The sequence below is a fragment of the Mycobacterium sp. WMMD1722 genome, from assembly GCF_049315205.1.
In the GTDB taxonomy this organism is placed as follows: Bacteria; Actinomycetota; Actinomycetes; order Mycobacteriales; family Mycobacteriaceae; genus Mycobacterium.
The window spans coordinates 616,419-630,564 of sequence record NZ_CP186056.1 but is presented as its reverse complement, the minus strand read 5'-3'; the positions used below and the strand labels follow the sequence as shown (position 1 = coordinate 630,564).

The window sequence follows — 14,146 nt, the reverse complement described above, 5'->3', positions numbered from 1 at the left end:
TGTACACGATCGCGCACACAGGTACATGTCCAGGCTACTCGACTCGGTCCACGCAGGACAAACCCGGTTCCCCGGCGCCGCGCGCCATCGCACAGATCGCGGCGGTGACCCGATCCAGATGCCGCGCCGTCACCGGTTGCCCCAGCGCGATCAGCCGCCAGAACACCAGCGCGCCCATGGCGTCCACGATGACTTCCTGATCAGCGTCGACGGCGAGCTCCCCGCGCACCGCGGCGCGGTCGAACACCGCGTCGGCGCGCGCCCGCCGCGGCCGCCCGACGAAGGTCATCAGCGCAGCCCCGAGCGCCGGCGTGCGCTGAGCCTCGGCGAGCAGGTCCGGGTACACGCGGCGCACCCGCTCGTCGGTCAACCAGGCGACGACGTCCTCGAGCAGGGCCCGGACGTCACCGGCCAACGACCCGGTGTCCGGCCCGGGATCGGTGGAGACGCTCAGGGTGCGCATCAGATCAGCCGTCATCTCGATCTTCGACGGCCACCGCCGGTACAGCGCGCTCTTGCCGACCCCGGCGCGGCGGGCGACGGCTTCCATCGTCAGCCCGCCGAAGCCCTTGTCGGCGAGTTCGTCGAGCGCCGCGGCGAAGATCGCCTCGGTGACCCGCTCGTCTCTGGGGCGCCCGGCGTTCACGCGCGGACCGCTGCGGTCAGGTAGTCGGCGAAGCTGCGCGGCGGCGTTCCGGTGATCCGCTCGACGGTATCGCTGACGACGGATTGGGCGCCGTCGCGGACGAGGATGTCCAGCGCGGCCAAGACATCGGCGAAGGCCTCGTCGTACCCGGCGCCGACGAGGGCGTCGACGAAGCGGTCACGAGCCACGGCGCGGTGCCGGACCGCGCGGCCGGTCATCGCCGACACGATCGCGGCCGCCTCGTCGTAGGTGAGCGCCTCCGGCCCGGTCAACAGGTGCTCGGCGCAGCGCGCGCGGGACGCGGTCAGCAGATGGGCGGCGACCCGGCCGATATCGCGGGCGTCGATGAACGGCAGCCGTCCGATGCCTGTGGCGGTGACGAATTCTCCTGTGCCGCGGATACTCTCGGCGACGGGGTGGGACCCGGTGAAGTTCTGCATGTACCAGCTCGGTCGCAGGATCTCCCACTCACCGAATGTGTCCCGCACCGCGGCGGCGATCTCACCCAGGCCCGGGTCTCCCGTCGCGACGGCCGACGAGCCGAGCGTCACCACCCGCTCGATGCCCGCCTCGGCGGCCTGCTCGAGGAACGGGCCGACCGTGGTCATCGGATCCGGATCGCCGACCGGTGCGACCAGATACATCCGCTCCATGCCCTCGACGGCGGCGGCCCAGGTCGCCGGAGCTGCCCAGTCGAACCGGCGGTGCTCATGCCGGGTGGGTGCGGTGTGCCGGCGGGTCGCCGTGCGGAGGGCGATGTCGGGGAACCGCTCGGGTGCGTCCACGACCGCGCTGCCGGTGTTACCCGTCGCCCCCAGGACGAGGATCGCGCGGCTCACGGTCGGCCTTGTGCATCGAACGCCGCGAACATCTCGGCTACACCGCCGAGTGCCGAAGCGGCCGCAAGCGGGTTCCAGTAGTCGCGGTAGGCGACGATGCCGTGGGCGCCGACGGTGATGAACGCGACGTAGGCGATGTCGTAGGGCTTGCCGGTCTTGACCGCGGTGCCGGTGACCGCCCATTCGAGGACGACGGTGTCGGGGTCGGTGGTGTCGTGACGCGTCATCCGGGTGATCGATTGGATGTCCACGTTCTCCGTGTAGTCCGCGAGGTAACTGCGCACCGACTCACGGCCGCTGAGTTCGGGCCAGCCCGGCGGCGCAAACGGAAACGTCATGGTGCCGTCGGGGGCCCACTGGTCGGCGAAGGTCGACATGTCGTGCGCCAGGAGTGCCTGTTGCAGCCGGTCGATGGTCCGGTGGGCGCGGAGGCGCCGCTCGTCGTCGTTCATGGGATTCCCTTTCCGATTACGGGACGATACCGTCTCGTAATGCGGTCAACCGGCCGGGTTGTCGCTCTATTCCGGCTACCCTGCTCAGGTGTACCGCCCCGGCACCGCGCCTACGCCTCATCCGTATCTGCCGGCCGCTTCGCTAGGCCTGAAGATGCGCCGCGCCGGGGCCCCGCTCGGGCTGGTCATCGCGCTGGCGTCGGTCGTCGGCCTCATCGTCATCCTGCTCACTGCGATCAACCCCGTCGGTACGGCTGTCGGCTTCGTGCTCTCGAGCATCGCGATGACCGTCGTGGTGCTGGCCTATGTCTGGCTGGACCGTTGGGAACCCGAACCGCCCCGATTACTGGTGTTCGCCTTCCTATGGGGCGCATCGGTCGCGATCATCCTGGCGTTCGTGCTGGGCCTGGTGTTCGACGCCGTCGTCAACCCAGCCGGAGAGGAGACCAACCCGGCCTCGGTGGTGCTCGGCGCACCACTGATCGAGGAGGCGGCGAAAGGCCTCTTCCTCCTGCTGATGATGACCGGTGCGCGGCGCAAAGAGCTCAATTCGCTGACCGATTGCCTGGTCTATGCCGGCCTGGTCGGGGCGGGCTTCGCCTGGCTGGAGGACATCCTCTACATCTCCGGCGCCGAATCGCTGGGCGACTCTCTGATCACCGCCGCCTTACGCCTGGTGATGGCGCCGTTCGGGCATTCCCTGTTCACCACGATGTTCGCCGTCGGCGTGTACTTCGCCCTGCAGCGCCGCGACACCGCGACCAAGATCGGCTTCCTGCTGTGCGGCTATCTGGCGGCGGTGCTGATGCATGCCCTATGGAACGGGTCGTCGCTGCTCGGTGGCGGAACCTACCTGCTGGTGTACGTGCTGTGGATGGTGCCCATCTTCGGACTGACCATCGTGCTGGCCATCACCAGCCGACGTCGCGAACAACGGCTGGTGGCAGGCAAACTGCCGGGGATGGCCGCCGCCGGGGTCATCACCCCCAACGAGCTGACCTGGTTGGGATCGATCGCCGGCCGCAAACGAGCCGTCGCTGAGGCCACCCGCCTCGGGGGCCGCCAGGCCGGCCGATCGGTCCGGGCCTTCTCCGCACAGATCGTCGCGCTGGCATTCGTCCGCGATCGGATCGACCGAGGGTTCGGCGACGAGCGGGTGTTCGCCATGCAGGCCGAGGAAACCTACCGGGTCTACGCGTTGCGGGCCGCCACACCGGCGCTGCACTGGTTGGACGGCTACCGCTCGACCGTCTAGTGCGCCGCCGCGTCCCAGCTTCGGCCGTATCCGACGCTGACCTCCAGCGGTACGTCGAGTGGATACGCGGTGCCCATCTGCTCTCGGACCAGCCGCTCGAGGGTCTCGCGCTCGCCGTCGGCGACCTCGAACAGCAATTCGTCGTGCACCTGTAGCAGCATCCGCGACGCCAGCCCGGCGTCTTTGATCGCCCGGTCGACGTTGATCATCGCAACCTTGATGATGTCGGCCGCGCTGCCTTGGATCGGCGCGTTGAGCGCGGCGCGTTCGGCGGCCTCACGGACGTTGCGGTTGCTGCTGTCCAATTCGGGCAGGTAACGCCTGCGGCCGAACACCGTCGAGGTGTAGCCGTCTTTACGGGCCTGATCGACGACGTCACGCAGATAGTCGCGGATGCCGCCGAAGCGGGCGAAATACTGGTCCATCTGGACCTTCGCCTCTTCGGTGGAGATCTTGAGCTGGGCGGCCAGGCCGTAGGCGCTCAGCCCGTACGCCAGGCCGTAGGACATCGCCTTGACCCGGCGCCGCAGATCGGCGGTGACCTCGTCGATGGGTACGTCGAACGCCCGTGAGGCGACGAAGGAGTGCAGGTCCTCCCCGGTGTTGAACGCCTCGATCAGGCCGGCATCCTGGGACAGGTGCGCCATGATGCGCATCTCGATCTGGCTGTAATCGGCGGTCATGAGTTCGGCATAACCATCGCCGACCACGAACGCGTCCCGGATGCGCCGCCCCGCCTCGGTGCGGATCGGGATGTTCTGCAGGTTCGGTTCGGTGGAGGAAAGCCGGCCCGTCGCCGCGATCGTCTGGTTGAACGTGGTGTGAATGCGCCCGTCGGAGGCGATGGAGTTGAGCAGACCGTCGACGGTGACCTTGAGCCGGGTGGCGTCGCGGTGGGTCAGCAGGTGCTGCAGGAACGGGTGCCCGGTCTTGTCGAACAGGCTCTGCAGCGCGTCGGCGTCGGTGGTGTAGCCGGTCTTGGTGCGCTTGGTCTTGGGCATCTCGAGCTCGTCGAACAGCACGGTCTGCAGCTGTTTGGGCGAGCCGAGGTTGATCTGTTTACCGATCACCCCGTAGGCGGCTTCGGCGGCGTCACGGATCTGGTCGGCGAATTCGCTCTGGAGCTGCTCGAGCTGGCCGGTGTCGACCGCGATGCCGACATGTTCGAGCTCGGCGAGCACCCGCTGCACCGGTAGCTCCATCTGGCCGAGCAGCGAGGACGAGTCGATGCGGGCCAACTCCTCGTCGAGCGCGTCGGCGAGATCGAGCACTGCGACGGCGCGCAGGATCAGCGTCTGGACGGCCTGATCGTCGGTGCCGTCACTGTCGTCGAGCAGCGAGAGTTGTTGCTGCTCCGGGTCCTCCGCGCGCAACTCGCGGCGCAGATACCGCAGCGACAGATCGTCGAGGCTGAAACTGCGCTGACCGGGACGCACCAGGTAGGCGGCCAGCGCGGTGTCGGAGGTGACGCCGTTGAGCTGCCAGCCCCGGCCCAGCAGATCGTGCATGGCGAGCTTCGCCTCGTGCAGCGCCTTGGGTGGGCCGGGATCGGCCAGCCAGGAGGCCAACGCGGCCTCGTCCTCCGGATCGAGTTTCGCGGTGTCGATGTAGCGACCCTCCCCGTCGGCCGAGACGATGGCCAGCGCGGTCGCGTCGGCGTCGTAGGCCAGATGGGTGCCCACCACCGCCACCCCGAAGCGGTTACCGAGGCTGTGCTCGGCCAACCAGGCGGGCAGCTCGCCGGGTTCGAGCGCCTGACCGCGCACGTCGAAACCGTGCTCGACCTCCGGCTCGACCGCCACCAGCGTCTCGAACAGCCGGTCGCGCAGAACCCGGAACTCCAGGTCGTCGAACAGCCGGTGGATCTGGTCTCGGTTCCACGGCTGCATCCGCAGGGTGTCCGGCGTCTGCGGCAGCGGGACGTCCTTGACCAGGTCGGTGAGTTCGCGGTTGAGGATCACCGACGAGAGGTTGGCCCGCAGCGCGTCCCCCACCTTGCCCTTGACCTGGTCGACGTTGTCGACCAGAGACTGCAGGGACCCGTATTCGGCGATCCACTTGGTGGCCGTCTTCTCCCCCACGCCGGGGATGCCGGGCAGATTGTCGCTCGGGTCTCCGCGCAGCGCGGCGAAGTCCGGGTACTGGGCCGGGGTCAGCCCGTATTTCTCGACGACGGCCTCCGGGGTGAATCGGGTGAGTTCGCTGACACCCTTACGCGGGTACAGCACGGTCACCGAGTCACTCACCAGCTGCAGGGCGTCGCGGTCGCCGGTGACGACGAGCACCCGGAACGCCTCCTCCTGGGCCTGGGTGGCCAGCGTCGCGATCAGGTCGTCGGCCTCGAAGCCGGGTTCGGCGAGCACCGTGACACCCAGAGCGACGAGCACCTCCTTGGTGATGTCGATCTGGCCGCGGAACTCGTCGGGTGTCGACGAGCGGCCGGCCTTGTACTCGGGGTATTTGTCGACCCGGAACGTCTTGCGCGACACGTCGAAGGCCGCGGCAATGTGGGTGGGCTGCTCGTCCCGCAGCAGGTTGATCAGCATGGCGGTGAACCCGTACACCGCGTTGGTGGTCAGCCCGCTCTGGGTCTTGAAGTTCTCCGCGGGAAGGGCGTAGAAGGCGCGGTAGGCCAGCGAATTGCCGTCCAACAGCATCAGCGTGGGTGTGTCGTCCTTGGTGCCAGGCTTGCCAGGCGCAGACTTCTTGGCGGTGGTGGAACTGGCGGGGCTCACGGACCTCACTCTATGCACCCACACCGACACCCCGGGCGGTGCGGAGCCCCTTCAGTCGGCGCGCAGTCCCCGCGAGCGTTTGGCGGCGTACATGCGCTCGTCCGCGATCCGGATCAGATCCTGCTCGCCGGTGGCGATGCCGGCGCTGAAACCCACCGCGACGCCGCTGCGCGACCAGCGCTCCCGCACCCGGTCGACGATGCGCTCGGCCGCGGACTGGTCGGCGCCCACCAGCAACAACAGGAACTCGTCACCGCCGAGACGGAACACCATGCCGTCGTCGCCGACCGACCCGCGCAGCGTGTCGGCGAACGCGACGAGCAGATCGTCGCCGGCATCGTGGCCGTACTGGTCGTTGTACTGCTTGAAGCTGTCGAGATCGAGCAGCACCACCGCCGATCCGGCCGCGTGCGCCGAGAGCCGGTGCGCGAGCGTGGTCCGGTCCAGCAGCTTGGTCAGCGCGTCGGTCTGCGCGACCTCCCGCAGCAACTCGCTCTGCTTGACCAGCCGATCGATCAGCGAGGCCGGCACCTCGGCCACCAGCACCCACATCACCGCCGTGACGAGCACCGTGGGCAGCGCGCCGGGCAGCTCCTTCATCCCGCCCACCACGAACGCGACCACACCGAGGGGAACCAGAGCCAGTGATCGCCACCGTCCACAGGTCAGCCCGAGGTAGACGAACGCGATGGTGATGGTGCCGGGCAGCAGGCGGGTGGCATCCGGTTCCACCGCGCCGGTCAGGATCGTCGCGACGAGCGCCGCCACCGGCCAGGCGATCAGCAGGGCGCGCCGTCGCTGGTACCCGCGCAGGGCGCCGGCCGCCGCACCGAGGATGCCGAGCACCGCTGCCGCACCCAGCACCGCATAGAGCCGCGGGTCGACCCCGGCGCCGGCGGTATGCCGCCCGGCGGCGGCATACAGGGCGAGCATGCCCAGGTATGCCGCTAGTCCCACGCCGTGCCAACGGGGCGCCGGCGGCCGGGGGTCGACGCGCGTGGGCACGCGCTCAGAATAGGGACACCACAGGCGCGATCCCAGGCGTCGGCGGATCGCACGAACGCGTGCGGATCATGCCGGCGGTCCCCCTCAGCCCCAACTGGAACACGTTTCAGTTCTGTGGCGCGACTGGGTACGCTGACCGACGTGTCAGCTTCCATACAGCCGGCGGTCGAGGGCTGGTTCGCCACCGACGGGACCGGCGGCGCCTACCTGATCGGCGGCAAGTGCCACCAGTGCGGCACGTACGTGTTCCCGCCCCGCGCCAACAACTGCCCCAACCCCGGATGCGACGGTGACGACCTGGCCCAGGTGCCGATGTCACGCCGCGGGAAGCTGTGGAGTTACACCGAGAACCGGTACGCGCCGCCCCCGCCGTACCCGTCCCCCGACCCCTTCGAACCGTTCGCCGTCGCGGCGGTCGAACTGGCCGACGAGGGGCTCATCGTGCTCGGCAAGGTCGTCGAGGGCACGCTCGCGGCCGACCTGAAGGTCGGCATGGAGATGGAGCTGACGACCATGCCGCTGTTCACCGACGACGACGGTGTCGAGCGCATCGTCCACGCCTGGAGGATCTCGGAATGAGCGCTAACACACCAGAACCGGTGTACATCCTGGGTGCCGGTATGCACCCGTGGGGCAAGTGGGGTCGCGACTTCACCGAGTACGGGGTCGTCGCCGCACGCGCCGCACTCGCCGAGGCCGGTCTGGACTGGCGCCAGATCCAGCTCGTCGCCGGCGCCGACACCATCCGCAACGGCTACCCCGGCTTCGTCGCCGGCGCGACGTTCGCCCAGAAGCTGGGCTGGAACGGGGTTCCCGTCACCTCGAGCTACGCGGCGTGCGCAAGTGGTTCGCAGGCCCTGCAGAGCGCCCGCGCCCAGATCCTGGCCGGATTGTGCGACGTCGCCTTGGTGATCGGTGCGGACACCACGCCCAAGGGCTTCTTCGCCCCCGTCGGCGGCGAGCGCAAGAACGATCCCGATTGGCAGCGCTTCCATCTGATCGGCGCGACGAACACCGTCTACTTCGCCCTGCTCGCCCGCCGCCGGATGGATCTCTACGGCGCGACGCTCGAGGATTTCGCCGCGGTGAAGGTCAAGAACGCCAAGCACGGCCTGGACAATCCGAATGCGCGCTATCGCAAGGAAGCCACCGTCGACGACGTGCTGGCCAGCCCGGTCGTATCGGATCCGCTTCGGCTGCTCGACATCTGTGCCACCTCCGACGGCGCGGCTGCGCTGATCGTGGCCAGCAAGTCGTTCGCCGAGAAGCACCTGGGATCGGTCGAGGGGGTGCCCTCGGTCCGGGCCGTGAGTCTGCAGTCGCCGAAGTACCCTCAGCATCTGCCCGAATTGCCGGACATCGCCACCGATTCCACGGCCGTGGTGCCCGCACCGGAGCGGGTGTTCAAGGATCAGATCCTCGACGCCGCCTATGCCGAAGCGGGCATCGGACCCGAGGACCTGAGCCTGGCCGAGGTCTACGACCTGTCCACCGCGCTGGAACTGGACTGGTACGAGCACCTGGGCCTGTGCCCGAAAGGCGAAGCAGAGCAACTCCTGCGCAGCGGCGCCACCACCATCGGCGGCCGGATCCCGGTCAATGCGTCCGGTGGGCTGGCCAGTTTCGGCGAGGCGATCCCGGCGCAGGCCATCGCCCAGGTGTGCGAGTTGAGCTGGCAGCTCAAGGGTCAGGCCACCGGCCGACAGGTCGAGGGCGCCACCGTCGGCGTGACGGCCAACCAGGGGCTGTTCGGACACGGTTCGTCGGTGATCGTCGCGCGTTGACGCCACACCCGTAATCGCGGTGAACGCTCGGAAAACGTTCAGCCGCACCGGCCTCCGACCCGCTCCGGCATCGCGGAAACCAGGCATCATCAGGCCGTGACCGAGGTTGAGCACAAACCCGCGATTCCGCGAACCGTTCAGGAGTACATCGACGAGCGTCCGGTGTGGGCGGATGGCACCAAGACCTCGTCGACGCCGATGACGGTCATGCAGTGGCGCATCTGGTCGCTGGCCTCGGCGGGCAAGTTCTTCGAGGGCATGATCGTGTTCATGACCGGGGTGGCACTGCCACTGATCAGCCGCGAATTCGGTTTGAACGCCTTCGAGAAGGGCATGGTCACCGCCGCATCACTGGCGGGCATCCTGGTCGGCGCGACGGTCCTCGGCGGTCTGGCCGACACGTTCGGGCGCAAGCGCATGTTCATCGTCGAGATGATCCTGTTCGTCGTGTTTCTGGTGGCGCTGACCTTCGCGCCGAATTTCATCCTGCTGGTCGTCTTTCTCGTCGGGTCCGGTCTAGCGTTGGGGTGCGACTACCCCACCGCGCACATGGTGATCTCCGAGAGCATCCCCACCACCAAGCGCGGGCGTCTGGTGCTCAGCGCGTTCGCCTTTCAAGCCGTCGGCGCGCTCACCGGCGCGCTGGTGGGTGTCGTCATCCTCTACGAGAACGACGATGTGGGCGACTGGCGTTGGATGTACGCCACCGCGATCCTGCCCGCGATCCTGGTGATCGTGGGCCGCTTCTTCATCACCGACAGTCCCCACTGGCTCGTCTCGAAAGGCCGCACCGAAGAGGCCGAACGTGAGACGGCTCGGCTGTTGCACCGTGAGCCGCGGTACCCGTCGTCGGTGACGCTGTCGAGGCTGCCCGAGCGTCCCGACCACCGGGCGAGCGGCGGATATTTGACGCTGTTCGCCAAGCGCAACCGCCGGGCGACGATCCTCGCCTCGGTCCCGTGGTTTCTGCAGGATCTGTCGACCTACGGCATCGGCATCTTCACTCCGACCATCATCGTCGCGGTGCTGGGCGCTGACACCGATTCGCACACGCTGTCCGGTGTCATCCACAACGACATGCTGGCCGCGGAAGGCTCCGCATTGATGAGCGTGCTGTTCGTGACCGGGGTGTTGGCGGCGATACTCCTGGTGGACACCGTCGGACGCATCAAACTGCAGACCATCGGATTCCTCGGATGCGCCGCCGGCCTGGCACTGGCGGCCCTGTCCATCCGCTCGGACGGCGGCAACAACATGATCTTGCTGTTCGCCGGGTTCATGCTGTTCTACTTCGCGACCAATCTGGGGCCGAACGCGATGACCTATCTGCTGGCCGGTGAGGTGTTCCCGACGCCGATCCGCGGTAGAGGGGCGGGTTTCGCGGCGTCCTTCGCCAAGGTGGGAGCCGTGCTGACGGCGTTCCTGTTCCCGGTGTTGCTTTCCGAGCTCGGGACCACGGTGTTGCTCTATGGTCTGGTCGCGGCGTCGGTTCTGGGTGCGGGGGTCACGGCGCTGTTCGCCATCGAGACCAGGGGGCTCAGCCTCGAGAAGATCGGCGATCCTCTGCGCGAAGAGCATCTGCGCTTTCAACGGCGCGCCGACGCCGACATCGCCTGAACTCAGGCGACGCCGAGGTAGGCCGCGCGAATGCTGTCGTCGGCCAACAACTCTCGCGCATCACCACTGCGCGTGACCTCGCCGGTCTCCAGGATGTAGGCCCGGTCCGAGCGGCTCAGCGCCTGCTGGGCGTTCTGCTCGACCAGCAGCACGGTGGTGCCGGTGGCGTTGATCTCGGCGATGATCTTGAAGATCTGGGAGATCACCATGGGCGCCAGGCCCATCGACGGCTCGTCGAGCAGCAGCACCTTCGGCCGCGCCATCAGTGCCCGTCCGATTGCGAGCATCTGCTGTTCCCCACCGGAGAGGGTGCCGCCGACCTGGCTACGCCGTTCGGCGAGCCGGGGGAAGGTCTGCAGCACCCAGTCGAGCCGCTCGTCGTGTTCGGACTTGGAAGCGAATTTACGCCCGTAGCAGCCCATTTCGAGGTTCTCGATGATGGTCATGCCGGGGAAGACACCGCGGCCCTCCGGCGCCTGGATCAGGCCGTCGGTCACCCGGTTGTGCGCCTTGACCCGGCTGATGTCACTGCCGTCGAACCACACCGACCCGGAGGTCAACGGGAGCAGACCCGAGATCGCGCGCATGATGGTCGTCTTACCCGCGCCGTTGGAGCCCAACAGCGTGACCAGCTCCCCTTCATGGACGGTCAGCGACACCGAGTGCAGCGCCTTGATGCGCCCGTAGTGGACGACGAGGTCGCGGACCTCCAGCAGCACCGGACGGGACGGGTCAGGCGAGTTCGTCATCAGGCACCCCCAGGTAAGCGGCGATGACCTTCGGGTCCTCGCGGATCTCGGCGGGCAGGCCGTCGGCGATCTTGCGGCCGAATTCGAGCACCACGATGCGGTCGGTCACGCCCATCACCAAGCGCATGTCGTGTTCGATGAGCAGCACGGTGTACCCGTCGTCGCGGATCTTGCGGATCAACTCGATGAGTGCCGACTTCTCGCTGGGGTTGAACCCGGCGGCGGGCTCGTCCAGACACAGCAGCTTCGGTTCGGTGGCCAGTGCGCGGGCGATCTCCAGCCGTCGCTGATCACCATAGGACAGGTTCTTGGCTTTTTCCTCGCCCCGATGCGCGATCCCGACGAAGTGCAGCAGCGCCGCCGATCTCTCGATCGCCGCCTTCTCCTCCCGCCGGTGTCGAGGCGAGCGGATCAGCGCCCCCGGCACCGAGGTGTGATGCCGGGCGTCGGTGCCCACCATGACGTTCTCCAACGCGGTCATCTCGCCGAACAGTCGGATGTTCTGGAAGGTGCGCGCAATGCCCAGCCGGGTGATCTGGTGACGCTTGATCCGGCCGATCGGTGAGCCGTCGAAGGTGACCGAACCCGCGCTGGGCCGGTACACCCCGGTGATGGCGTTGAAGCACGTCGTCTTGCCCGCACCGTTGGGGCCGATCAGGCCCAGAATTTCTCCGCGACGGATGTTGAAGCTGACCGCGTCGAGCGCCGTCAGGCCACCGAATTTGACCGTCAGATCAGTGGTCTGCAGCAGCACCTCGCCGGCGCCGGCCTCGATGGTGCGGTGCACGCCGGCCATCTCGGCGACCGAGGTCTCGAACTCCTCCGGGGCGCTCACTTGGCCGGCTCCGTGTCCGTCGGCTGCGCGCGCAGCAGCCTACGGGCCGCCGTGGCGTACGTCAGCAGATGTTGACGCGCCGGGAACAGGCCCTGCGGGCGGAAGATCATCAACACCACCAGCGCCAGGCCGAAGAACAGATACTTCAGGTTGCCCATGTCGATGCCGAGGAAATGCACACCGAGCAGGCGGTTGGGCAGGTAGACGATGATGAAGGCGCCCAGGATCACACCGAGCTTGTTGCCCTGCCCCCCGAGGACCACGGCGCAGAGGAACAGCATCGAGTTGATGATGTTGAACGTCGGTGGCGCGACATACTGCACCTGTCCGGCATACAGCGCGCCGGAGAGTCCGCCGATGGCCGCGCCGATGGTGAACGCCCACAACTTGAACTTGAACGTGTTGACGCCCATGACTTCTGCGGCGTCCTCGTCCTCACGCACCGCGATCCAGGCGCGCCCGACGCGGCTGCGTTCGAGATTCCCGACGAGCAGCAGGATCACGATGATGAGGATCAGACCGAGCCAGAACCACCACGTGCCGTAGTTGGCGTCGCCGCTGGAGTTCGACACGGAGAACACGCCTCCGGGATGCTGATCGTTCTGCAGGAAGCGCGGGAAGGCGACTTCGTTCAAACCGCGGGGGCCGTTGGTTATGTCGGAGAGGTTGTCGGCCAGCAGTCGGATGATCTCACCGAAGCCCAGGGTGACGATCGCCAGATAGTCGCCGCGCAGGCGAAGCGTCGGGGTGCCGAGGATCAGGCCACTGAGCGCGGTCACCGCCATCGCGAGCGGCACACAGGACAGCCACGCCCACGGTGTGCTGAAGAACCCGTTGGGCCCCAACCTGTTCCAGGGGCTCTCCGGACTGGTGAGCAGGGCGACGGTGTAGGCGCCGACGGCGTAGAACCCGACGTAGCCCAGGTCCAGCAGACCGGCCTGACCGACCACCACGTTCAGCCCGATCGCGATGATCGCGATCATGGCGAACTGGGCCATGGTGCCGCCGAAGCTGATTCCCGGTGTGTCGATGAACCCGGGCTTGAACAACGGGGACAGCGCGACCCCGGCGAACAGGATGATCCCGAACACCCACTTCTGGGCCCGCGTCAGCCCATCCCACCACTGCATCACCCGTGTCATACGCGTGCCTTCCCCAGGCTCTCCCCGAGTATCCCGGTGGGACGTATCAGCAGCACCAACACCAGCAGCACGAAGGCGACCACGTCGCGCCACTGCGTGCCGAACACCGCCTGGCCGTAGTTCTCCATCACCCCGAGCAGCAGACCGCCCAACAGTGCTCCGCGCAGATTGCCGATCCCGCCGAGTACCGCCGCCGAGAACGCCTTGATGCCCAACAGAAATCCGCCGGAGTAGATGATGCCCTGCGGCACCTTCAGGGTGTACAGCAGCGCGGCAGCACCGGCCAGCAGACCGCCGATCAGGAACGTCGTCATGATGATCCGCTCCCGCGAGACCCCCATCAGGGTGGCCGTCGTCGGATCCTGGGCGACGGCGCGGATACCGCGACCGAACTTCGTGCGGTTGATCGCCACATCGGTGAGCACGGCGAGCACCAGCGCCGAGACGATGATCACCAGGGTGATGTTGGAGATCGCCACCCCGAAGATCTCGAACTGGGTCTTGGGCTGCACCAGCACGATCGGTTGTTGGGCGTTCGGTCCGCCGTAGCCGGGGATGATCTTGGGCAGGATGAACAGGACGAACTGCTGGAGCACGAACGACATGCCGATCGCGGTGATCAAGAAGGTGAGCGACCGGGCATGGCGTTTGCGCAGCGGGCGGTAGGCGATGAATTCCAAACCGACGGCGGCGCTGCCGGAGATCACCATCGCGAACAGCATGGCCACCCCCAGATAGAGGACGGTCAGCGCGGCACCTTTGTCGTAGGCGTTACCGCTCGGGGTGAACCCGAGGATGATGTCGAGGGCGAAATACGCCCCGAACATGCCGAGCATGAAGATCTCGGAGTGCGCGAAGTTGATCAGTCGCAGCACGCCGAACACCAGCGTGTAGCCGACCGCGACCAGGGCGTAGATCGCTCCCCAGGACAGACCGTCGATCGTCAACTGCCAGAAGCTGTCGACCAGCGACCCGACGTTGAAGTTGATGTTTGCGGCCGAGTTCATCCGGTGGCGCGCTCCTCAGCGGACGTGTCTGGCGAAGACGGGTCTGAGCGAAAACGCGTCCGAGCCAAATGCTCTCGGAC

The 14,146-nt window shown here is 67.4% G+C and carries 13 protein-coding genes; 4 read left to right on the top strand and 9 right to left on the bottom strand.

Annotated elements, in window-relative coordinates; genetic code table 11:
* Positions 1-34: 34 nt before the first annotated feature.
* From ACN27E_RS02930 to ACN27E_RS02920, 3 genes are read right to left on the bottom strand one after another with little or no spacing between them, the layout of a single operon-like run.
* Complete coding sequence (locus tag ACN27E_RS02930) at positions 35-646, bottom strand: TetR/AcrR family transcriptional regulator (RefSeq protein WP_422746519.1); 612 nt, start codon at positions 644-646, stop codon at positions 35-37.
* Positions 643-1,485 (bottom strand): ergot alkaloid biosynthesis protein, encoded by an 843-nt coding sequence (locus tag ACN27E_RS02925; RefSeq protein WP_422746518.1) that lies wholly within the window; start codon positions 1,483-1,485, stop codon positions 643-645. The genes ACN27E_RS02930 and ACN27E_RS02925 overlap by 4 nt, the downstream gene beginning before the upstream one ends.
* Positions 1,482-1,937, bottom strand: a complete 456-nt coding sequence (locus ACN27E_RS02920) for a nuclear transport factor 2 family protein (protein WP_422746517.1) — start codon at positions 1,935-1,937, stop codon at positions 1,482-1,484. Before ACN27E_RS02920 ends, ACN27E_RS02925 begins: the two co-directional genes overlap by 4 nt.
* Positions 1,938-2,025: 88 nt before the next feature.
* Here ACN27E_RS02920 and ACN27E_RS02915 point away from each other — a divergent pair, with 88 nt between their 5' ends.
* Positions 2,026-3,192 (top strand): PrsW family intramembrane metalloprotease, encoded by a 1,167-nt coding sequence (locus tag ACN27E_RS02915; protein ID WP_422746516.1) that lies wholly within the window; start codon positions 2,026-2,028, stop codon positions 3,190-3,192.
* Here ACN27E_RS02915 and polA read toward each other — a convergent pair.
* Together polA and ACN27E_RS02905 are read right to left on the bottom strand one after the other, a co-directional pair.
* A complete protein-coding gene (polA, locus tag ACN27E_RS02910; RefSeq protein WP_422746515.1) occupies positions 3,189-5,957 on the bottom strand; it encodes a DNA polymerase I in 2,769 nt (922 codons plus the stop codon). The genes ACN27E_RS02915 and polA overlap by 4 nt on opposite strands.
* Before the next feature lie 21 nt (positions 5,958-5,978).
* Complete coding sequence (locus ACN27E_RS02905; RefSeq protein WP_422746514.1) at positions 5,979-6,932, bottom strand: diguanylate cyclase domain-containing protein; 954 nt, start codon at positions 6,930-6,932, stop codon at positions 5,979-5,981.
* 141 nt (positions 6,933-7,073) lie between these two features.
* Here ACN27E_RS02905 and ACN27E_RS02900 point away from each other — a divergent pair, with 141 nt between their 5' ends.
* The 3 genes from ACN27E_RS02900 (at position 7,074) to ACN27E_RS02890 (ending at position 10,333) form a co-directional block, all read left to right on the top strand.
* Positions 7,074-7,511 (top strand): Zn-ribbon domain-containing OB-fold protein, encoded by a 438-nt coding sequence (locus ACN27E_RS02900; RefSeq protein WP_422746513.1) that lies wholly within the window; start codon positions 7,074-7,076, stop codon positions 7,509-7,511.
* Entirely contained in the window at positions 7,508-8,716 is a 1,209-nt protein-coding gene (locus ACN27E_RS02895) for a lipid-transfer protein (RefSeq protein WP_422746512.1), read from the top strand. Before ACN27E_RS02900 ends, ACN27E_RS02895 begins: the two co-directional genes overlap by 4 nt.
* Positions 8,717-8,812: 96 nt before the next feature.
* Positions 8,813-10,333, top strand: coding sequence for an MFS transporter (locus ACN27E_RS02890; RefSeq protein ID WP_422746511.1), 1,521 nt, complete (start codon positions 8,813-8,815; stop codon positions 10,331-10,333).
* A 2-nt stretch (positions 10,334-10,335) separates the two neighbouring features.
* Here ACN27E_RS02890 and ACN27E_RS02885 read toward each other — a convergent pair whose 3' ends face one another.
* From ACN27E_RS02885 to ACN27E_RS02870, 4 genes are read right to left on the bottom strand one after another with little or no spacing between them, the layout of a single operon-like run.
* Positions 10,336-11,082, bottom strand: a complete 747-nt coding sequence (locus tag ACN27E_RS02885) for an ABC transporter ATP-binding protein (protein WP_422746510.1) — start codon at positions 11,080-11,082, stop codon at positions 10,336-10,338.
* The gene (locus ACN27E_RS02880; protein ID WP_422749562.1) at positions 11,066-11,878 is read right to left on the bottom strand and encodes an ABC transporter ATP-binding protein; all 813 of its coding nucleotides are present in this window, start codon (positions 11,876-11,878) and stop codon (positions 11,066-11,068) included. The genes ACN27E_RS02885 and ACN27E_RS02880 overlap by 17 nt, the downstream gene beginning before the upstream one ends.
* 35 nt (positions 11,879-11,913) lie before the next feature.
* A complete protein-coding gene (locus ACN27E_RS02875; protein WP_422746509.1) occupies positions 11,914-13,059 on the bottom strand; it encodes a branched-chain amino acid ABC transporter permease in 1,146 nt (381 codons plus the stop codon).
* Entirely contained in the window at positions 13,056-14,066 is a 1,011-nt protein-coding gene (locus ACN27E_RS02870) for a branched-chain amino acid ABC transporter permease (RefSeq protein WP_422746508.1), read from the bottom strand. The genes ACN27E_RS02875 and ACN27E_RS02870 overlap by 4 nt, the downstream gene beginning before the upstream one ends.
* Positions 14,067-14,146 lie beyond the last annotated feature (80 nt).

What these genes read in the sequence shown, in the direction of transcription:
- ACN27E_RS02920 (WP_422746517.1), bottom strand. Translation starts at nt 1,937, where the DNA reads ATGAACGACGACGAGCGGCGCCTCCGCGCCCACCGGACCATCGACCGG.
- ACN27E_RS02870 (WP_422746508.1), bottom strand. Translation starts at nt 14,066, where the DNA reads ATGAACTCGGCCGCAAACATCAACTTCAACGTCGGGTCGCTGGTCGAC.
- ACN27E_RS02885 (WP_422746510.1), bottom strand. Translation starts at nt 11,082, where the DNA reads ATGACGAACTCGCCTGACCCGTCCCGTCCGGTGCTGCTGGAGGTCCGC.
- ACN27E_RS02895 (WP_422746512.1), top strand. Translation starts at nt 7,508, where the DNA reads ATGAGCGCTAACACACCAGAACCGGTGTACATCCTGGGTGCCGGTATG.
- ACN27E_RS02875 (WP_422746509.1), bottom strand. Translation starts at nt 13,059, where the DNA reads ATGACACGGGTGATGCAGTGGTGGGATGGGCTGACGCGGGCCCAGAAG.
- ACN27E_RS02880 (WP_422749562.1), bottom strand. Translation starts at nt 11,878, where the DNA reads ATGGCCGGCGTGCACCGCACCATCGAGGCCGGCGCCGGCGAGGTGCTG.